Here is a 19,582-nt window from a genome sequence, read left to right on the forward strand (position 1 = left end):
GGCCCGCCAAGCCGCGCCGCACTAGCCGGCGGCGAACCGCGCGCGGATCAGGTGGTAGGCGGCACGCAGGCCGAGCGCCTCGCCGCCTTCCGGCCGGCCCGGCCGGCTCGAGATGTTGTAGGCCATGACATCCATATGGGCCCAGGGGACTCCCGGCCCGACGAAATGAGCGAGGAAAAGGGCCGCGGTAATGGCGCCGGCATAGGGCGTGGAGCCGGTATTGGAGATATCGCCCACCTTGCTGTCGATCTGGGTGCGATAACCCTGATGCAGCGGCAGGCGCCAGAGCGGGTCGGCCAGCCTCTCGCCGGCCGCCATGAGATCCAGGGCGAGATCATCCTGATTGGCGAACAGCGCCGCGATATCGGTGCCGAGCGCGACACGCGCCGCTCCCGTCAGCGTCGCCCAGTCCAGCAGGAGGGCCGGCTTTTCCCGGCTGGCCTCGAACAGCGCGTCGGCCAGGATGACGCGGCCTTCCGCATCGGTATGACCGATCTCGATGGTCGTCCCCTTGCGCGTCGGCACCACGTCGAGCGGCCGCATGGCCCGGCCGGAAGGGCTGTTCTCGACCGCCGGAATGAGGACGCGCAGGCGGATCGGCGTCCCCGCCTCCATCAGCGCGCCCGCGAGGCCAAGGACATGCGCCGCGCCACCCATGTCCTTCTTCATCAGCTTCATGGCCTGATCGGGCTTGAGATTGAGACCGCCCGTATCGAAGGTGACACCCTTGCCGACGAGTGTGACTTTGGGATCGCGCGGCCGGCCCCAGACGAGATCGATCAGGCAGGGCGGCCGGTCGCTCCCCTGACCGACGGCATAAATCGCCGGGTAGTTTTTTTTGAGCAGCGCGGCGCCCGAGATCACGTGGCACCGGGCACCGAATTCCCGCGCAAGATCGCGCGCCGCCGCGGCCAGTTCCGCGGGCCCAAGATCGGAGGCCGGCAGATTCACCAGATCGCGGGTGCGCCCGACGGCCCGTGCGAGCCGGGCGACATGGGCACTGTCTACCCCGTCCGGCCAGGCGAGGCGCGCCCCCTGTTCGCCCGAGGGCGTCGACTTGAAGCGCTCGAACCGGTAGGCACCGAGCGCCCAGCCAAGGCAAAGCTGCTCCAGCATGGCCAAATCCGGCGCGGGATCGGAATGGTCCGGCTCGATCCGGTAGCGGCCCGGCGCCAGGGCGCCCGGCAAATGGGAAAGCCCGTAGAGCACCGCCTCGGGATCGGCTGAATCGAACCCCACCAGCACATGCGATACGAGCCCATCCACGGCCGGGACCGCGAGGAAACGATGGGTCTCAGCCTTGAAGCCGGTCGCCTCAATCCAGCGCCGCTCGCGCGCGCCCGCCTTTTTCCGGTAACGCGCGAGCCCCGCCGGACTGACAAGACGAAGCCCGATGGTCCGCCCGCCGCCTCGCACCGGCGCGAAACCGGGGGGATCGTTTACGATCGTCCGAGGACGGCGCCGTGAAGATGAAGGTGGACGGGACGCCATCAGCGGTCTCCTCCATTTTCGGATGGCAACAGCCCGCGTTCGCGATAGAACCGGGCGGCGCCCGGGTGGAGCGGCGCGCCCAGCCCCCTGAGTGCGCTCGTCAAGCGGATGTTCTGCCCCAGTGGGTGACCGGCCCTCAGGATCGGCAGCGTGCGGTCATGCCAGAGCGCCCTGGTTATCTCGTAGACCAGTTCTTCGGGCTGGTCGGCGGAAATAATCCACTGGGCGTCAACGCCGAGGGTGGGGACATCCCGCGTCTGGCCCCGGTAGGTGCCGGCCGGTATCGTGGCCGGCTGCACGAAGCGGGACGTGCGGATGATTTGATCGACGGGCGCACCAAACAGCGGCAGAAACCTGAGATCCAACCTGCCGGTCAGCGCGGCGACCGATTTTATGGGCGCGCCGGCCAGGACGAAAAAAGCGGTGATCTTCTTCTCCATCAGCGCGGCGCCCGCGGCGTCGGGCCGCAGGTAGAGCGGCGTGACATAGGCCGTCTCGAAATCCGCTTCGGCCAGCCCGTAGGCGGCCAGGACGCGCCGTGCGATGACCATGGTGCCGGAACTCTCCCCGCCCAGGGATAGCGGCTTGAAACCGAGCCCCCGGATCGAGGTGATGGCGCTATCCTGTCTGACGACGAGATGCATGGCTTCGGGAAAGAGCGAGGCGATGCTCCGCAGCTTCTGGTCGCGGCCCGGGACATCGAAGGGAGCGGCGCCATGATAGGCCGCATGGGCGAGATCAGCCTGGACGAGCGCCGATTCCAGATCACCGCTGCGCAACCGGGCCAGATTGTCTACCGACCCCTCGGTAGCCTGTGCCACCGCCACGAGACCGTCGACCCCGCAGCTTCCCCCGGCGGCGCAGGACGGCGTGCCGGGCGGGCGCGATATGCCGGTGGCGATCAGCCCGCCCACGGGGAAATACGTGCCGGAACTGGGACCGGTGCCGATGCGGAAATAGGTGATTTCCGGCACCAGGGTTTGGGCAGCGGCGGCGGCCGGCCAGGCGGAGAGGGCGAGCAGGCCGAGAAGCCCGGGCAGAAGGGCCAGGCGCAAGCGGCGCGGCTTCCGCCGGACTGTCCAGTTTGCCCAAACCCGCCGAGTGATCATGAAAGTCAAAATAGCGCGGGCACGCACCGAAAGCCAGAGACGCCTCGCACCGGACAGCGGAACGAATGGCCGTTCAGGGCGTAGCGGTACCGAGCGTGTTGAACAGCAGGGCGTCATTGGGAGCAAGGGTATCGGCGTAGCAAAGCTTGCTGTGGCTCAAATCCAGATCGAGAAGCATCTCGGCCATTTTATGAGCGACAAGGCCCGGATTGATGACCGGCACCGGCAGGCGCTCGACCAGGTAGTGATGCGCCCGGTGCATGGTCGTGGAACCAATGACGATGACCTGGGCGCCGTCCTCCTCGATGGCTTTCTCGCACTCCTCGGCAATGCGGGGAAAGACCTCGCCTTCCTTGCCGGCCAGCAGTTTCTGGGGATCGGGGCCGATATCCGCGCTGCGGATGGAGGCGACCCGATGCCACAGCCCCTGGTCGTCGAAGGTGCGCTTGTACAGGATCTTCCAGCGGTCCCACATGGTCACGACGGAAAACTTGTTGCCGAGCATGCACGCAAGGAGGAAAGAGGTCGCGCCTGGTCCGATGACGGGGATGGACAGGCGCGAGCGCAGGGCGAGCACCGCCGAATCGCTGGTGGTATTGATGCAGATGGCATCGACCCCCTCTTCGGCCGCCCGCAATCCTGCCTCCAGCACGAAGGCTTCCGCGATGGCGATCTCGTAATAGCTGTCCATGGTGGTGGCACCGGCCCGGGTGCAGCAGAACTCCACCTCGATACCGGGCTTGATGTGTTCCGGCGGGATCTGGACGGCGACATCTTCCGCCAGCGCTTCCTCGGGAACCCAGACGGGGTAGATAACGCGAATGCGCTTGGTCACGGGGCAATCTCCTCTATGGGACTATCAGGGCGGGACCGTCGGACTTCAGCAGTCCATGTTTCAGGACCCATGTTAGTGCATTATCGAGCCCCGGCAATTACGGCGACGACGACCGGACTTGCCGTGCCCCCTGCGGATGCTAGAGTTCGCCGCCCTGCCGACCCCGGCCGGTCGGCCATCATCAAAAAGGACAGGCGAGGTCTCCGCGTTCATCGGAGGAAAAATGGCGCTGCCATCCAGGGAAAGAATTATTCTCGTGACCGGCGCGACCGGCCAGCAGGGCGGCGCGACGGCGCGACAGCTTCTGGCTGATGGCTGGCATGTCAGGGCCATGACCCGCGCCCCTGACGGCGCGCCGGCCCGCGCCCTGGCCGAGGCGGGAGCCGAAACCGTTTACGGCGATCCCGACAGGCCGGACACGATGGTCGAGGCGTTTCGGAACGTGTACGGGGTGTTTTCGGTTCAGGCGTTTTTCGGCGAGGATGTTGCCCACGAAATCGCGCAAGGCCGTGCCATCGCGGATGCGGCGGCGAAAGCCGATGTCGAGCATTTAGTCTATACCAGCGTGGAGAGTTCCGATCGGGCGACGGGCGTTCCGCATTTCGACAGCAAATTCGAGCTTGAGAACTACGCGAAGAGCCTGAGCCTGCCGCTCTCCGTCCTGCGGCCGGCGTTCTTCATGGATAATTTCGCGACCCTGCCCGATTTCCGGGCCGGCGTTCTGTCGGGGACGCTTGCCCTGCCGCTGCCGGCGGACGTGCCGCTGCACCTGATTGCGACCTCCGATATCGGCAAGGCGGCGGCGGCGGTGTTCCGCGCGCGCGAGGAGTTTCTCGGCCGCGCGGTCGGACTGGCGGCCGAGGCCCTGACCGGCCCCGAAATCTGCCGAGTTTTTTCAGGCGTCCTGGGACGCGAGATTGCCTACGCACCTTTTCCGGTCGAATCTCTGAAAGACACGGCCAGGGAGTTCTATCTCATGTTCTCGTGGTTCAGGGATGTGGGATACGGTACCGATATCGCCGCCTGCCGCCAGTTGCTGCCCGATATCCTCTCGCTCGAGGACTGGGCGCGCGGCGTGGACTGGTCGGGCTAGGCGGCTATCACTGGCACCGGTGTTCGTGTCACCGGGCGAAAAGGGGGAGGATATCGAGACCATGACTGGGACCGGACCCGCAAACGGGCAAGGCGACGAGGCGCTCCACCAGCGCTTCCTGCCCCTCAGCGCCTATATGACAGCCCCGGCCGACCCGTGCCCGCCCCTCTCCACCGATATCGTCACCGACGCCGTGGTGATCGGCGGCGGGTGGACCGGACTCCACGCTGCCCTCTCGCTCCGCGAGAAGGGCATGGACGTGGCCCTGGTGGAGCAGTTCCACTGCGGCTATGGCGGCAGCGGGCGAAGCGGCGGGCATCTCGTGGGACCCGGCAAGGAAATGCGCCGCTTTTTCAAGAACCCCGATTCGGATGCTGCCCGGCAATATGCGCGCTACATCGCGCGCGTCGTGGATATTGCCGAAGCGAAGCTGTCCGCCTACGGGATCGAGGCCGATTACATCCCTTCCGGCAATCTGTTCGGCGCCACGCATCCCAAGATGCTGCAGGAAACCGCAGCCCTGGCGCAGGCCGCGCAGCGCGCCGGTTTCGAGGTCGAGCATTGGGACGAGCGCGATTGCCGCACGCGCGAGCTGCCAACGGCCTGGCTGGGCGGGATGTATTGCCCGCGCGGCGGCACGCTCAATCCGGGCAAGTATGTTCTGGGATTGCGCGATGCGGCGAAGCGGGCCGGAGTCAAACTGTTCGAGAACACGCCGGTTACGGCGATCGAGGATGGCCAGCCGGCCACCCTGCGCACGCCCGAGGGGAGCGTGCGCGCGAACCGGGTGATCATCGCCGCCGGCACCTTCACGCCGACGACACTGAAACGGCTGACCAACCGGGTCGCGACGTTTCGCATCGGCGCGTTCGAGACGGCACCGCTGTCGGAGTTCCAGCGCGACCGCCTCGGCTGGCCCAACCGGGAAGGGCTCGTCAGCATGCATAACGTGATCGAAGCCTACCGCCTGACCGCACAGGGCACGATCGTCGCCAACACGAAACGCATATTCGCGACCTTCGGCAACCGGCCCCGAACCCGGTACGAACCGGGCATTTTCGAACCGATGGTGCGCGGGTTCCGCGACCGGTTCCCGGAACTCCGGGACGTGGCTGTCGAGTCGCTCTGGGCTGGCTGGTGCGGGCTTACGCCGGACATGTTCCCGCGCATCGAGGTTGCGGGAAAGCACGGCAATATCCTTTCCGGTATCGGCTTCAACGGTCATGGTGTGGCGCCCACCGCGGCGATGGGCGAAACCCTTGCCTGCCTCGCCGCCGGCGAGGATCATCCCCATCTGGCGCTGCTGCAACGCCGGACCATGCCCTGGCCGCCCGAGCCCATCCGCTGGCTGGCGGTCTCCACCTTTCTTCGGTGGCTCGATTTCGGAGACGCGATCACGGACCGGCAATTGCGCCGCCGGGCGGGGCAGGGCTAGCCCCGGTCGCGGCCCCTAAAGGAGGGAAAAATGGGTTTCCTTGTGGGGAGCGAGACGGCCGAGGGATACGTGCCCTCGCTCCTGTTCCGGCTGTTGAGACCGAGAACGTCCGGCAACACGATCAATGGGCTCGGCGAGACCCGTCGGCGGCGCCCGACGCCGGTCTATCACCGCTTCGATTTTCTCCACCCCTGGATCGTCGAGGGCGCTACCTTCATCGCCCGCAAGCTTCTGATCAACAAACACCGTCCCTACTTCATCCGCACGGTGCAGATGGCGAGAACCGGCCATATTCCGGTGGCGGCGGCGCGGGTCGACGATACGGCGGAAAACTGGACACGCCAGATCAGGGAATTCGCGCTGGCCCAGCCCGGATGCGACGTGATCGGCATCGCCGCCCTCGATCCCCTTTGGGTATTCGACCGCGACCGGATCGACGCCCGAAACGTGATCCTGGTCGGCTACCGCATGGATTACGATCAGTTCGCCCATAATCTGAAGGGCCGCTTTATCGATGGCGAGATCGCGGTCTTCGATTCCTATCTGGGTTCGCAGGAAGCGGCGGTCGCGATTGCCAACTGGATCCGCGCGAAGGGCTGGCCGGCCGAAGGTATCGGCGGGCCGAAGGGAAGTGCGCTCAATATCCTGGACGCCGCTATCGCCGCCGGTCTTGGGGAGCTCGGCAAGCACGGCTCGATCATGAATGACAGGCTCGGCTCGTGCTTTCGTCTGGCCTATGTGACGACGGACCTGCCACTGATGCCCGATGCGCCAGTCGAGCTCGGGGTGGACGAATTCTGCAAGAGCTGCCGGCTTTGCACCAGCGAATGTCCGGCTAACGCGATTGACGATACCAAGAAAACGGTGCGCGGGGTCGAGAAGTGGTACGTCGATTTTGACAAATGCGTGCCGTACTTCAACGAGCATCACGGATGCGGCCTTTGCCTGTCTATCTGTCCGTGGAGCCGGCCCGGTGTCGGACCCAAGCTGGTGCAGAAGATGCTCCGGAAAAAGCGGGAACGGGCGGGGGCAGCGGCCGACTAATAGACCGACCGGCTTTGCGTATCGGGAACAAGGCGGGCCTCGCTGACGCCATGGACGGCACAGACCTCGTCCTTGTCGGAGACATCGCCGCTGACGCCGACGGCGCCGAGAATACCGCCCTCTTCATTGCGGATCAGGACGCCGCCCGGTGCCGCGAACAGGCGCCCACCCGAAATCACCGCGAAGGTCTGCATGTTTTGCGGCATTTTCTCTGCGAGATCGGCGAGCACGCGGCTCGGCACGCCGAGACCGAGCGCCCCCCAGGCCTTGGCGAAGGCGATGTCGGCACGCATGATGCCTGACCCGTCCTCGCGCTTGAGCGCCACCAGATGGCCGCCCGCATCAAGCACCGCCACGGTGAGCGGCGCGCATCCCGTCTCCCGCCCCTTGGCGAGGGCCGTGTCCACGATGGTCGCCGCCGCCGCCAATGTCAGTCTGTCCATGCAAAATCCCCGCCCTGCCAGGCCGCCGTCCGCCATCCGCCATCCGTCAGCCGCGCGCCCTGCCCGCGGCGCTGGCTGCTTCCACTTCCGCCAGTTTCCCCGTTTTCACGTCGTAGATATAGCCGTAGATCGGTATATGGCCCGGCACGAGGGGATGGTGGCGGATCCGTCGGACATCCTCGACGACCGCGGTCTCCAGATCCGTAAAGGTGAGCCAGGGCATGTAGCGCCCCTCGGGCGAGCCGCCGTCCTTTTCGACGTTTTCCCAGCCAGCGTCGGTCAGACGCGCGGCATTGAGGCTTTCCGCCAGGAGCGCGCCCATCTGCGCCTCGTCGAAGGTCGCCATTCCGCACCCCGTATGCAGGATGACGAACCATTCCCGCGTGCCCAGAAGCTTTTGCGAAATCACGAGGGAGCGAATGGCGTCGTCGCTGGCCCGCCCGCCGGCGTTGCGGATGACATGGGCGTCACCCTCCGCCAGGCCGGCGAATTTGGCGGGGTCCATCCGGGCATCCATGCAGGTGAGGACCGCGAACCGGCGCGCCGGCGGCACCTCCAGATCGCCCAGGCTGAACCCGGCCGCGTAGCGGGCGTTCGCGCCCTCGACTTCCTTTTTCACCTCGCTCATTTAGATCCCCTTCGTCGATGTTCCGGCGTCAGGGGAAAATGGAGTCGATCCCGAATAAAATCAACCGGGTGGCCGACCCGAGCTCAGGCGAGGCATTTGAGGCGGGGCATCACCTGTTCACCGAAATCCCGGATCCCGGCCACAAAATCGACCCAGCTGAACAGCATGCCGTCGATGCCGGTTTCGGCCACGATCTGGTCGATCTTTCGGGCCACGGTATCGTGGGAGCCGAAGATGACGGGGAAACTCATGAAAGCGATATTGCCTTCGTCCAGGCCCTTGGCCAGGCAGGCCTTGAGCTGATCGGCGGTCCCGCCCTGATTCTGATCGAGATCAGCGCTACGCAGGATATTCTCGATTGCGCCCTTGTCGGCGCCCGCGATGATGTCCTCGCCGATTTTCAGCGCCTCTCCATCGCTCGGAGCGGTAATCAGACCGAAAAGCGCATAAGTGCCGACCCGGCGCCCATGGGCTGCACCGCGCGCCTTCAGCCCGTCCGCGATCTTCTTGATTTCCGGCACTTCCGCCATGATGAAATTGTGATCGCCATGGCCGGCCACGAAGTCCCAGCCCCGTGGGGACTGCCCGGCGCACACGATCGGAATGTCGTGTGACGGCGTTGGCAGGCAAGCGCAATCTTCCAGGTCGAAAAACTCCGAATGATGCGTCACGCGACCGTCAGCCCAAAGTGCCTTGATGATGGACAGATATTCCGCCGCATAATCGTAGCGACGCTCGTAGTAGGAATCGCCGCGCCACAGTCCCATCTGGGTGTATTCAGGCTTGTTCCAGCCGGTAACGATATTCAGACCGCACCGCCCTTCGCTCATGTCGTCGAGCGTGGCGATCATGCGGGCCACGTAGGCGGGATGCTGGCTGAGGATCGCGGCACTGGGGAAGAGGCCGATCTCTTTTGTCGAGGCGGCGAGGCCGGCCATCAGCGTGAAGGATTCGAGACAGGCGTCCCAATATCCGGTCTCGCCGCCGAATCCGCGGAATTTCATCATGGACAGGACGAAATCCAGATTCTGCCGCTCCGCCTCAACCGAGATGGCGCGATTGTGCTCGAAAGTCGGCAGGTATGTGGGGGCCGCTTTCGATACGATATAGCCGTTGCTTCCATTCGGCAGGAACACACCGAACTTCATTCTCTCCGCCTCCTCGCCGGACTCCGGAAAACCTGCAACCTGCCCTCGTGGAGGCGGCCGGCTAGCGGCCGGCCGCTTCCAGTGCGGTCAAGGTGACGTCATCCGTTTCGATCCCCGGAATGTTGGTCTGAAACTCCTTGGGAACGAAGAAGTTGGTGGAATGGAGCCGCTGAAAATCCGTGATACGGCCCCAGTTTGTCAGGGGTGCGACTTCCGCCTTGCCTGTGTCCGGGTCGATGAAACCGTCCTGACTTTCGAACATCTTCCACCCGAACTGCACCCATTTCCAGTAATCGCCCTTCCGGTCGTAGGCGTTTGCGTGGAGGAACGACCAGTTTTCGGCGTCGAAATAAATCACGCGTCGGCTATAGGGATGAAAGGCCGGCGGGATCGCCTCAACGATGAACACGTCGCGCGGCATCCAGTCGTCCTCGACATTCCAGTATGGTGCCTGGTCCAACTGCGACAGCGGGAAACGCTCCGGGATTGTGGCTCCTTCCGGATCCCAGGCAGCCCTGCTGCCGGGCCGGGAGGCCTCACTCTCCGCCACCGCGAGCACCCAGGCGCGTCCGAGAAGCTTGTAGCCCGCATACCATGTCGGGTGGGCGGCGAAATTGAGATCATCCTGGAGCTGGTCGGTGCCGCCGATGGGATCCACCCAGGCGCCGCCCGACAGCCGGCGAATCCGGCGCACGGTGCGGATATAGGCCCAGGTGTCGTTGTAGCGTGGTGTGGTGTAGTTGATTGTAAAGGTCCCCAACCCCTTGATATCGTGGGGGTATGTGGCGAAAAGCATGGTTTTGTGAAACACCGTGCCGTCGCCAAGACTGTGCGGCCCGTCAATGCTGGTATAGCGTCCCGACATGTGAACCCGGGTGAAGTTCCAGCGCTGGATCCTGTCGATCCCGTTGGTCCCATCGATGAGCATATAGGCGAAATTCGGGTCCAGCAGCCCGCTCGCCCCGCCGGTGTTATCACCCAACGTGGCCGGGAGATTGCGGTGGTTCCAAACCACCTTCACGGCCGCATTCGGGTCATCGACATCGACGTCGGGGAAAGGCGCGCCCGCGACCCAGTTAGTGATATCGAAGCTCGATGGGTCGAGGGTGACGGTGCCCTTGAATTTCTCGGTCACCATCCGCTTGCGGTACCCCGGCAGGAGCGGCTCGTACGGGGTGAGGCGCAGCGTCATGCCCTGATTGCGGACCTGCCATTCGACGCGGTCGCCCATGACATCGCCGATCCGGTGGTTGTCGAAGCATTTAGTGAGAACGGAGTCGATATTTTCGGCATTGATGACTGTTCCCGCTTCGATGACCTCGCCCTCGCACGTAGCGGCGTTGGCGTTGGAGGATACGAAAACGAGGAAACTTCCCAATCCGATCAATACACTCCTGGCCATATTTCCGGTATTCATCCCATCTCTCCTCTCACGAAAAAAATCTTTACCCCTTCACAGCCCGAATAATCGGTCACAGGGTCTTCCAATCCTCTGCCTGCTCCAGGGCGTGTGCTGCCCGGATTAGCGTCACCTCGTCGAAGTGGCGGCCGACCAACATCATCCCGACCGGCAATCCATCGGCCAGACCGCAGGGCACGCTCATGGCGGGGTGACCCGACACGCTGATCGGTGCGGTGTTGCGCATCATTTCCCACGCCCGGCGAAGGAACAGCTCGCGCGAACAATCTCTCGGTGGAATTTCCTGCGCCCGCATCGGAGTCGTCGGCATCACCAGGATGTCGTAGCTTTCCAATTGCGCGTCATAAGCGGCGCGCAACGTACGGCGAAGATTCTGCGCTTTCGAGTAGTAGCGGCCGTTGTACTGATCGTTCAGGTACTGGCCCATGAAAATAGTGAGTTTGACCGTATCAGGCAGATCGTTCGGCTGAGTCTTCCAGCCGCGAGCATACATGTCGCGCAGTGTCGTGTTGTGATAGCCCTGCCAATTCGATCCTACCCCGTGCCCATTGATCATCTGGACGGTCGATCCCTCAATCCCAATTCCAAACCAGAAACAGGGTCCGTCCGCGTGTTCGGGAATGGAGATCTCCTCAGCCTCGGCCCCCAGGCGTTCGAACAGCTTGACCGCCGCGCGGACCTTCCGATCGACCTCGGGCTCGCTGGGTCCCAGCAGCCCCATCTGGTCCTGGCCGAACCCTTCCCGGACGACGCCCAGCCTGAGCCCCTTGACCCCCTGGCCGAGCCCGGCCGCGTAGTCCTGCACCGGCACGGGCGTCCCCTGGCGCGGATCGAGTCCGTCCGAGCCGGCCATGACCTGAAGCAGCAGGGGCAGGTCCGCGACCCGGGCGGCCATGGGCCCTACCGTGTCCAGGGTCATGTCGCTTCCCATGATCCCGGTATAGGGCACCACACCGAAGGTCGGTTTCAGGCCGTAAACGCCGGTCCAGGAGGCCGGGAGACGGATTGACCCTGCCTGATCCCCGCCGAGCGCGATATCCACCTCGCCGGTGGACACCAGAATTGCCGAGCCGCCGGACGAGCCGCCGGCGCCGTGCGTCGGCTTCCATGGATTGCGTAATTCCCGCGGCGCATTGCCGTGGCCGTTGCCGTCGAACGAAAGGTCCGTGGTCGCGGCCTTGCCCATGATGGTACCGCCGGCGTCAAGGATTCGCGTGACGACCGTGGCATCGATATCCGGCACGAAACCTTCAAGCACGCGCGTGCCGTTCATCATTGGCACGCCTGCGACGCAGACCGTGTCCTTGATGGCTATCTTTTTGCCAGCGAGCGGACCGCTGGCGGCCCCCCTGATCTCCGTCTTGCAGTGCCAGGCATTGTACGGGTCTTCTGCCGGACCAGGCCGATAGCCTGGAGTTCGCGGATACTTTACCGGCAGTTTTGGTTCCGGATACTCATCCAGCCTGTCGAAGGCGGCCGACAGGTCCCTGAGATACCCTTCGTATTCGATGGCGTCATCCGTAGTGAGTGAAAAGCCGTAGCGCTCGGCAATCTGGAGAATCTGGTCTCTGTTCGGCGGTGTAATAGTCATGTCTGGGCTGATTCCAACTCGTTGTTGTGCCGCTGGCTCTTCCGGCAATTCCGTCACGAAGAACTTGCTTCGGGTGCGGGCCTTTACGTTCCCCGCCCCTGCTGCAGCCAATACCGGAGCACGGCGGTCGTCGCCTGGGGCTGTTCGATGGCCGGCGCATGCGCCGCCTGTTCGATGAAAACCATCGCCGCTCCCGGGATATTTTGTGCCATTTCGACGGCGAGATCGGGCGCCATCCATTTATCGTCCCGGCCGGTGATCACAACGGTGGGACACCGAATGGCGGCGAGATGGGGACGACCGTCGGGCCGCGTGGCGATCGCATTGAGCTGCCGGTGGAAAACGCCCGGCCGCGAAAGGACGCGCGTAAGCATGGTTTCCAGGATGCGGCCAGGCTCTCTGTCGACCGCGTCCGCGTAAAGCGTGGCGGCAATCACCTCTTTCCGCGTGGCGACAAAATTCTGCTCATCATCTAGCGTGAAAAACTGGGAGATCGCGGAGGACAGCGTGCCTTTGTTGACGGCCGCCGTTCCCTCGTTTGGTCGCGCGGACGTGCACACAAGGGCCAGGCGTTCGATCCGGTCGGGCGCGCGCCGCACCATCTCCTGCGCCACGAAGCCCCCCATCGACTGACCGACGAGACTGAAGCCGCCGGCAATCTCGTCCAGCAACCTTTCGGCCGTCGCGCTGACCGTGTCGTCCTGGTCCGGGACCGCCACCCGGCATTCCGCGATGTCCCGGAGATGGGTGGTCTGATGGTGCCAAAGAGCCTCGTCGGAGCCGAAGCCGGGGATGAGGATAAGTTGCTCGCTTCTGGCCATTTGGGGGAAGTCCCGATCCTTCAGGTGAGTCGCGCAATGCTGGCGACGCCCTGGATGCTGGCGACGCCCTGGGGCCGAGTCAAGTTTTCTTTTTAAATCAAATAGTTACGGTAATTTTGTCGGCAATCCTTCGAACATTGCGTTTGAAACATTAATGGCAACGTGTCAGTATTTTTCAGTCCCGGCGAAACGAGGCTGTCCATGACCGCGAACGACTTCGATCTTGCCGACCCGAAATCGCATTTCTCGACAGACGAGCGCGCGCGGTATTTCGAGGATCTCGAATATGCCTTCATCCGCTGCCTCGCCGCCTATCAGAGATGGATCGAGGAATCCCACCTGTCGGCTACCGGCACGACCCTGGGACATCAGGACATCTTCGTGCTGCACACGATCCGGCTGCATGAAGTGCCGAAGACACTTTCCGAGATCTCGGAATTCCTCAATCGGAAGGATCTGACGAATCTCAGTTACAGCCTTCGTAAACTCGACAAGGCCGGCTTTATCCGGCGCGTGCCCAGCACGAGCGGTCGCCAGCGGCGGTACGAAGTCACCGACGAGGGCGAGCAGGTCACCAACCTGGCCGCCACCCTGCGTGAAAAGGTGCTTCTGCCGAGCTATGCCGACCGGGCGCAGGGCAACATGCCGGCAGTAGCAGAAATCGAAGCGCTGATGGAGACCTACGAGCGCGCCACCCATGTCGCCGTTACCCATCGGACGAAGCTTGGCAGGACCCGATAGGTCGGACCCCCATCGGCCGGCGTCCTGACAGGGCCGGACCGGGCCGGCCCCGCGCGGGCAGGCGGCGCGTTTCCCTTATCAAAAATTAACCAAATGGGACGAGGATCGACTATCGAACTCGACATCGTGCACGGGTGTGCCGATATTGGGCGGATCGGCGCCCCCGGGCGTGCATAAACAGTAGTAAGAAGAGTCCCCCCGATGCCCGCTGCTCCGCTGCCCGCTGACGAAGCCGAGCGTCTCGCCGCCCTGCGCGGCTACGCTATCCTCGATACCCCGCCCGAAGAGAATTTCGATCGCATCGTACGCCTCGCCTGCCGGCTGTTCAGCGTCCCGATCGCCCTGATTTCCCTCGTCGACGAGAACCGGCAATGGTTCAAGGCACGTCAGGGGCTGGAGGCTACCGAGACACCCCGCGATGTCGCCTTCTGCGCCCATGCCATCCTTGAGGACGGCGTGCTCGTGGTTCCCGACGCGACCCAGGATCAGCGGTTTGCGGACAATCCGCTCGTCCAGGGCGGGCCGGGAATCCGGTTTTACGCCGGCGCCCCCCTCATTTCGCCAACCGGCCAGCGGATCGGCACCCTTTGCCTTATTGACACGATCAGCCGGACGGATTTTTCCGCCGCCGATCGGGCCTCCCTTCGCGATCTCGGGGGCGTGGTCATGGACGAGATGGAGATGCGCCGAACCCGGGAGATGATCCGCGAGAATGAAGACCGCTATCGCCGGCTCTACAACAAGACGCCCGCGATGATGTATTCGATTGACGAAGAGGGACGGATGCTGGCGGTCAGCGATTACTGGCTGCAGCATCTGGGTTACGGGCGCGAAGAGGTCCTTGGCCGGAAATCGGTGGATTTTCTCACGCCCGAGTCCCGTGATCGGGCGGTACGGGAGGCGCTTCCCCGCTTTTTCGAGATGGGCGAGGTACGGGATGTGCCGTTGCAGTTCGTGACTCGCGACGGTGGGGTGCTTGATACCGAGCTGTCGGCCGTCGCCGAGCGCGATCAGGAAGGCCGTTTCCTCAATTCGCTGACGCTCGTCAGGGACGTGACGCAGCAGAAAGCGATCGAGGCCCAGTTTCGTCAGGCACAGAAAATGGAGGCCGTGGGCCAGTTGACCGGCGGCGTCGCGCATGATTTCAACAATTTACTCGCGGTAATCCTCGGCAATCTTCAGCTTCTGCAGGCCTCGGGCCAGCTTGAGGGCAAGGCGGAGAAACGGGCGCAAGCGGCCCTGGAGGCGACGGAGCGCGGCGCCGAGCTTACCCGGCGGCTGCTTGCCTATGCGCGAAAGTCGCGGCTCGAAACGACGGTCGTGGAGGCCGATTCCCTGGTCCGCAATACCGAGAGCCTTCTTGCGCGGACGCTGGGCGAGTCGGTCACCCTCACCCTCGATCTGGCAGCCGGGGGCAGCCATATCTCGATCGATACCAGCCAGCTCGAAACCGCCATTCTCAACCTCGCGATCAACGGCCGCGATGCCATGGGTGGCGGCGGCACCCTGCGGATCCGCACGGCGAGACAGCGGGTCGGCGGCCGCCAGGGCGGGCTGGCGGGCGCGCCGCCGGCCGGGGATTATGTCGTCATTTCGGTCAAAGATTCCGGCCCCGGGATCGATCCCGAAATCCTCGACAAGGTCTTCGATCCATTTTTTACCACCAAGGAGGCCGGCAAGGGGACGGGGCTCGGCCTCAGCATGGTCTACGGCTTCATCCGTCAGTCGGGCGGCCACGTCCAGATTCAATCCGTGGGCGGCGAAGGTGCGACCGTGCTCATGTACCTGCCCGCGGCCAAGGCACCGGCCGAAGAGACGGCGCGCCCCTTGACGGACGACGCGTCCCCGCGGGGAAATGAAACCGTTCTCGTGGTGGAGGACAGCCCGAGTGTCAGGGAAATGGCGATCGCGCTGCTGGAGAGCCTGGGCTACGCCACCGTCCCGGCCCCGAATGGCGCAGTCGCAATCAGTATTCTCCATGAGCGGCCGGATGTCGAAATCCTGTTCACGGATATCGTGATGCCAGGCGGCATGAACGGGACCAATCTGGCCGCGGCGGCCCTGGCGATCCGCCCAGATCTGGCCGTTCTTTACACCTCGGGCTTCGCCGAGCATTCGCTGACGCCCGATAGCAGGCCCAACGATGACTGGCCCCTGATCGGCAAACCCTACCGCAAGGCGGAGCTGGCGCGACGCCTGCGCCAGGCGCTGGCCCTGGGCAAGCAGCGCCAGCCCACCGAGACGATCTGAAAAAAGATGCCGGGAAAGATACAGGGAAAGACGCCGCTGGCACTCGTCATAGATGACGACGACGCCGTGCGCGACACACTCTGCGACATGCTGGAGGAGATCGGCCTGCGCACCGCTGCGGCGGAGGACGGCGAGAAAGGCATACGCCTGTTCAAGGCAGAGCCGCCCGATGTCGTCGTCACCGACATCCTTATGCCAGTGATGGAAGGGATCGAGACCATTATCCGGATCCGCCAGATCGACCCCGATGTGCCGATCATCGCGATCTCCGGCGGCAACGCAAGCAACCAGCCTTATCTGGATTACGCGCGCAAGCTAGGGGCCAGCCGGATCCTCGAGAAGCCGATCCGTCTGCAAGAGCTGACCCGGGCCCTGGGTGACCTGGCACCGTCCGCCCGCCGCGAAGCGGATTAGCCACTTGCCAGGATAGCGCCCTGGTTGCCTGGCGCGGCCGGTCAGGGCAGTCTAGGCGCCGGGGTCATGGGGAGGCGTCATGCGTAAGATCGCCATTATCGGGTCGGGCCAGACCGGTCTTCTGGCCGGGATAGGGCTTCGGGACAAGGGCTACGACGTCACGCTTTATTCGGACCGGACGGCGCGCGACTGGCTCGAGAACAGCGTGCCCACGGGAATTGCCGGAATCCAGATACGAACAACCGAGCTCGAGCGCTCGCTCGGCCTGGCCTTCTGGGAGGAGGAGGCGGTGCGGACGGCGGGCGTGGATTTCACCTTCAGCCTCGACGGCAGGAACATCTTCTTCCGCCTGCAGGGCCGTTACAAGGGCCCGCTTTACGCGATCGACCTGCGCCTCAAATCAGCCCGCTGGATGGAGGAATTCGAGAAGCGCGGCGGCCGCCTCATCATTCAATCGGTCGACGAGGCGGCGCTTGACGCCATCGCCGACCAGAACGACCTGACCCTGGTCGCCGCCGGCAAGGCTGAGATGATGGGCCGAATCTTCGAACGCGATGCCGCCCGCAGCGTCTATGAGCGCCCGCAACGGAATCTGGCCATGCTGCTGGTAAAGGACGTGAAGCCCTTTCGCCAGGGCATTCCGTTCGAGGCGATGAAATTCAATTTCTTCGCGCCGTTCGGCGAATATTTCTGGGTCCCTTTCTACCACATGAACGGGACAAATTGCATGTCCGTGCTGTTCGAGGCGAAGGAAGGCGGGCCGATGGATCGCTGGATGGGGAGGTGCGAGGACGGACATCAGGCGGTCGAGATCGCCAAGGATTTCATTCGCGAGCACGCGCCCTGGGAATTCGACAACGTTCGCGACATGACCCTGATGGACGACAAGGGCTGGCTCGTCGGCAAATTTCCGCCAACCGTGCGCAAGCCGGTGGGACGGCTTTCCTCGGGCCGGATCGTGGCGCCGCTGGGCGACACGTGCATGGCTTTCGATCCGATCGGCGGCATGGGGGCGAACAATGCCTCGAATTCCGCGAAGATCATGATGGAGGAAATCGTCGCCCATGGCGACCGGCCCTTCGACGCCGGCTGGATGACGCGAACCTTCGAGCGCCACTGGACAGAATTCGGCCAGCATGCTTGGACGTTCAACAACCTGCTGTTGGAGCCGCTGGACGCGCCGGCGCGGGAGGTTCTGGTCGCCACCTCGCAGTCCCGTCAACTGGCCGACGACTTCTTTTCCCATTTCAACGAGCCGCGCGAGTTCTTCCCCATGCTGACGGAGTTGGGGGCGGCACGGGACTACATCTCGGAAACGACGGGACGGCACTGGCTGGTCAGTGCCATTCGCGGCTGGACGCGGATTCTGCTCCACCAGTTGCGCCAGAAGCTGGCGGGCCGTCCGCTGACACCAAAGCCCGCGCGTTAGCCGCCGGCCACGCGGGCCGGGCCGGAATCAGGCCTCGGCCGCGCAGGCGACACAGCGCGCGACGGCCGGGTCGATCTCGAGCCGGCCCTGCGGAATTTCTTCGCCGCAGCCTGCACATTCGCCGTAGCTGCCGTCCGCGATGCGGCCGAGCGCGGCCGCAATCTGGGCGAGACGCTGGGCGCGCCGGCCGGCAGTCGCCCTGGCCATGGCCTGGACCTGCATCGCGTCCATGCGCGAAAGCCGGCCGACACTCTGCTGGTCCAGGATAACGGGCTCTCCGTCCTTCCTGGCTCCCGACTGCAGGGCCAGAAGGCTCTCGCGCTCCGCCTCGAGACGGCGGCGAAATAGAGCAAGATCAAGCGGTGGCGATACGGTCATAATAGGCAACCAATTCAGGCTCCGGGCCACCGACGGCCCTTCGGAAACAGATCGGAACGGATACACCCGGCAATGGACAGCGAACTGAACGGCCTTCTTGACGAACTCGCAACCCTCGAGCGGCGCCTCGAGGAGAGGCTAGCTGCCCGGCGCGCCGCCTACCAGTACGAGATTCGCCGCCGCCGGGTCATTTTCGCGGCCGACATCCGCGCCCACCACAAGGCCGCCCGCAAACGGCTCGGCCGGTTCCTGCGCGACTCGCCGCTCTCCACCCTGATCACTTCGCCCATCATCTATTCCCTCGTCGTACCCCTTGCCCTCCTCGATCTGATGACCTGCCTCTACCAGTGGACCTGCTTCGCCATCTGGCGCATTCCCCGCGTCCGGCGGGCCGATTATGTGGTGCTGGATCGTCACCGCCTGCCCTATCTGAACGCCGTGCAGAAGCTCAATTGCGTCTATTGCGGTTATGCAAACGGGGTGATCGCCTTTGGGCGCGAGGTGGCGGCCCGGACCGAACAATACTGGTGCCCGATCAAGCACGCGCTCAAGGCGAAGGGCACCCCCCGCCGCACCCGGAGCTTCCTGGACTATGGAGATGGCAGGGAAATCGAGGAAAAGTTCCGCGAGTTCCGCCGCAGGCTCAGGGAAGCGGCCGACGACTAGCCGGCCCCAAACGGCGCCAGCCAGCCGTGACCACGGCAGCCAGAACAGCCCCGGCCGCGGCCAGCGCGGAATCCTTCTGCGCGTCGAACGGGTCGCCCTGAGTGCCGAGATAGGCATAAGCCGCCTCGGGCTGCACCAGGAGAGCGACAATCCATTCAATAATCTCGTACAGCACGCTGGCGGCGAGGAGAACGCAAAGCGTCATCGTAACCAGCCAGCCGCCTCTGAGGCCGGCCGATCCCGATAGCACGTCCTTGAGCGGATAATAGAACAGCAGACCAAACAGGAAATGCACGACCCGGTCATAGGGATTGCGCGGAAGCGACCAGGCCTCCTGCAGCCAGTAGCCGAGCGGCACCTCCGCATAGGTGAAATGCGCGCCCAGCGTGTGAAAGCAGAGAAACGCGAAGATCAGCAGATATGAGACATCGGAGAGTTGATAGAGGCGTCCTGTGACGACCAGCAGAAGGGCCAGCGCCACGACAAGCAGATTCTCGAGGAACCAGTCGAACGGATAGACCGGGTCGATCGCGCCCACCGTCCAGATTGCAAAATAGCCGAGCGCGAGGCCCTGAAGCAGACGGTTTTGCCCGAACGGCACGCGTTCGCGATCAGTGGTGCCCGTCAGGGAAAAAGGCGCGCGCAT

The 19,582-nt window shown here is 64.1% G+C and carries 18 protein-coding genes and 1 pseudogene; 8 read left to right on the top strand and 11 right to left on the bottom strand.

Annotation, left to right across the window (positions count from 1 at the left end; translation table 11 throughout):
* Window positions 1–21: 21 nt before the first annotated feature.
* The 3 genes from RLQ26_06830 to RLQ26_06840 all read right to left on the bottom strand — a co-directional run bounded on the left by RLQ26_06830 (window position 22) and on the right by RLQ26_06840 (window position 3,435).
* Window positions 22–1,491 carry a leucyl aminopeptidase family protein gene (locus tag RLQ26_06830; protein ID MEQ9088438.1) on the bottom strand — a complete coding sequence of 490 codons (1,470 nt, stop codon included), beginning with the start codon at window positions 1,489–1,491 and terminating at the stop codon, window positions 22–24.
* Complete coding sequence (locus RLQ26_06835; GenBank protein MEQ9088439.1) at window positions 1,491–2,546, bottom strand: TAXI family TRAP transporter solute-binding subunit; 1,056 nt, start codon at window positions 2,544–2,546, stop codon at window positions 1,491–1,493. Before RLQ26_06835 ends, RLQ26_06830 begins: the two co-directional genes overlap by 1 nt.
* A 127-nt stretch (window positions 2,547–2,673) precedes the next feature.
* Window positions 2,674–3,435 (bottom strand): aspartate/glutamate racemase family protein, encoded by a 762-nt coding sequence (locus RLQ26_06840; protein MEQ9088440.1) that lies wholly within the window; start codon window positions 3,433–3,435, stop codon window positions 2,674–2,676.
* A gap of 223 nt (window positions 3,436–3,658) precedes the next feature.
* Here RLQ26_06840 and RLQ26_06845 point away from each other — a divergent pair, with 223 nt between their 5' ends.
* From RLQ26_06845 to RLQ26_06855, 3 genes are all read left to right on the top strand, one after another.
* Window positions 3,659–4,528 (top strand): NmrA/HSCARG family protein, encoded by an 870-nt coding sequence (locus RLQ26_06845; protein MEQ9088441.1) that lies wholly within the window; start codon window positions 3,659–3,661, stop codon window positions 4,526–4,528.
* A gap of 61 nt (window positions 4,529–4,589) precedes the next feature.
* A complete protein-coding gene (locus RLQ26_06850) occupies window positions 4,590–5,963 on the top strand; it encodes an FAD-binding oxidoreductase (protein ID MEQ9088442.1) in 1,374 nt (457 codons plus the stop codon).
* Between the two features lie 30 nt (window positions 5,964–5,993).
* On the top strand, window positions 5,994–7,007 hold the full coding sequence (locus RLQ26_06855) for a 4Fe-4S dicluster domain-containing protein (protein ID MEQ9088443.1): 1,014 nt from the start codon (window positions 5,994–5,996) through the stop codon (window positions 7,005–7,007).
* On the opposite strand, the gene RLQ26_06860 is transcribed toward RLQ26_06855, so the two are convergent.
* The 6 genes and pseudogenes from RLQ26_06860 to RLQ26_06885 all read right to left on the bottom strand — a co-directional run bounded on the left by RLQ26_06860 (window position 7,004) and on the right by RLQ26_06885 (window position 13,118).
* The gene (locus RLQ26_06860; GenBank protein ID MEQ9088444.1) at window positions 7,004–7,450 is read right to left on the bottom strand and encodes a heme-binding protein; all 447 of its coding nucleotides are present in this window, start codon (window positions 7,448–7,450) and stop codon (window positions 7,004–7,006) included. The genes RLQ26_06855 and RLQ26_06860 overlap by 4 nt on opposite strands.
* Window positions 7,451–7,496: 46 nt before the next feature.
* Window positions 7,497–8,078, bottom strand: a complete 582-nt coding sequence (locus RLQ26_06865; GenBank protein MEQ9088445.1) for a carbonic anhydrase — start codon at window positions 8,076–8,078, stop codon at window positions 7,497–7,499.
* A gap of 83 nt (window positions 8,079–8,161) precedes the next feature.
* Window positions 8,162–9,226 (bottom strand): LLM class flavin-dependent oxidoreductase, encoded by a 1,065-nt coding sequence (locus tag RLQ26_06870; protein MEQ9088446.1) that lies wholly within the window; start codon window positions 9,224–9,226, stop codon window positions 8,162–8,164.
* Window positions 9,227–9,287: 61 nt separating this feature from the next.
* Window positions 9,288–10,643 carry a DUF1329 domain-containing protein gene (locus RLQ26_06875; protein ID MEQ9088447.1) on the bottom strand — a complete coding sequence of 452 codons (1,356 nt, stop codon included), beginning with the start codon at window positions 10,641–10,643 and terminating at the stop codon, window positions 9,288–9,290.
* Between the two features lie 55 nt (window positions 10,644–10,698).
* Complete coding sequence (locus RLQ26_06880) at window positions 10,699–12,237, bottom strand: amidase (GenBank protein MEQ9088448.1); 1,539 nt, start codon at window positions 12,235–12,237, stop codon at window positions 10,699–10,701.
* Window positions 12,238–12,320: 83 nt separating this feature from the next.
* A pseudogene (locus RLQ26_06885) lies at window positions 12,321–13,118 on the bottom strand (alpha/beta hydrolase).
* A 141-nt stretch (window positions 13,119–13,259) separates the two neighbouring features.
* Here RLQ26_06885 and RLQ26_06890 point away from each other — a divergent pair.
* From RLQ26_06890 to RLQ26_06905, 4 genes are all read left to right on the top strand, one after another.
* Window positions 13,260–13,799: a winged helix DNA-binding protein gene (locus RLQ26_06890; protein ID MEQ9088449.1), complete on the top strand. Its 540-nt coding sequence runs from the start codon at window positions 13,260–13,262 to the stop codon at window positions 13,797–13,799.
* Between the two features lie 201 nt (window positions 13,800–14,000).
* The gene (locus RLQ26_06895; GenBank protein ID MEQ9088450.1) at window positions 14,001–16,049 is read left to right on the top strand and encodes a PAS domain S-box protein; all 2,049 of its coding nucleotides are present in this window, start codon (window positions 14,001–14,003) and stop codon (window positions 16,047–16,049) included.
* Window positions 16,050–16,055: 6 nt separating this feature from the next.
* Window positions 16,056–16,463, top strand: coding sequence for a response regulator (locus RLQ26_06900; GenBank protein MEQ9088451.1), 408 nt, complete (start codon window positions 16,056–16,058; stop codon window positions 16,461–16,463).
* Window positions 16,464–16,542: 79 nt separating this feature from the next.
* Complete coding sequence (locus tag RLQ26_06905; protein ID MEQ9088452.1) at window positions 16,543–17,892, top strand: styrene monooxygenase/indole monooxygenase family protein; 1,350 nt, start codon at window positions 16,543–16,545, stop codon at window positions 17,890–17,892.
* A 27-nt stretch (window positions 17,893–17,919) separates the two neighbouring features.
* Here the strand turns inward: RLQ26_06905 and RLQ26_06910 are convergent, their stop codons facing one another.
* Window positions 17,920–18,270, bottom strand: coding sequence for a TraR/DksA C4-type zinc finger protein (locus tag RLQ26_06910; protein MEQ9088453.1), 351 nt, complete (start codon window positions 18,268–18,270; stop codon window positions 17,920–17,922).
* A gap of 72 nt (window positions 18,271–18,342) precedes the next feature.
* Between RLQ26_06910 and RLQ26_06915 the strand changes: the two genes are divergently transcribed.
* Window positions 18,343–18,936, top strand: coding sequence for a hypothetical protein (locus tag RLQ26_06915; GenBank protein MEQ9088454.1), 594 nt, complete (start codon window positions 18,343–18,345; stop codon window positions 18,934–18,936).
* Here RLQ26_06915 and RLQ26_06920 read toward each other — a convergent pair.
* Entirely contained in the window at window positions 18,914–19,582 is a 669-nt protein-coding gene (locus RLQ26_06920) for a DUF2238 domain-containing protein (GenBank protein ID MEQ9088455.1), read from the bottom strand. The two genes, RLQ26_06915 and RLQ26_06920, sit on opposite strands and share 23 nt — an antisense overlap.

The sequence above is a fragment of the Alphaproteobacteria bacterium genome (genome assembly GCA_040220875.1).
GTDB lineage: Bacteria > Pseudomonadota > Alphaproteobacteria > JAVJVX01 > JAVJVX01 > JAVJVX01.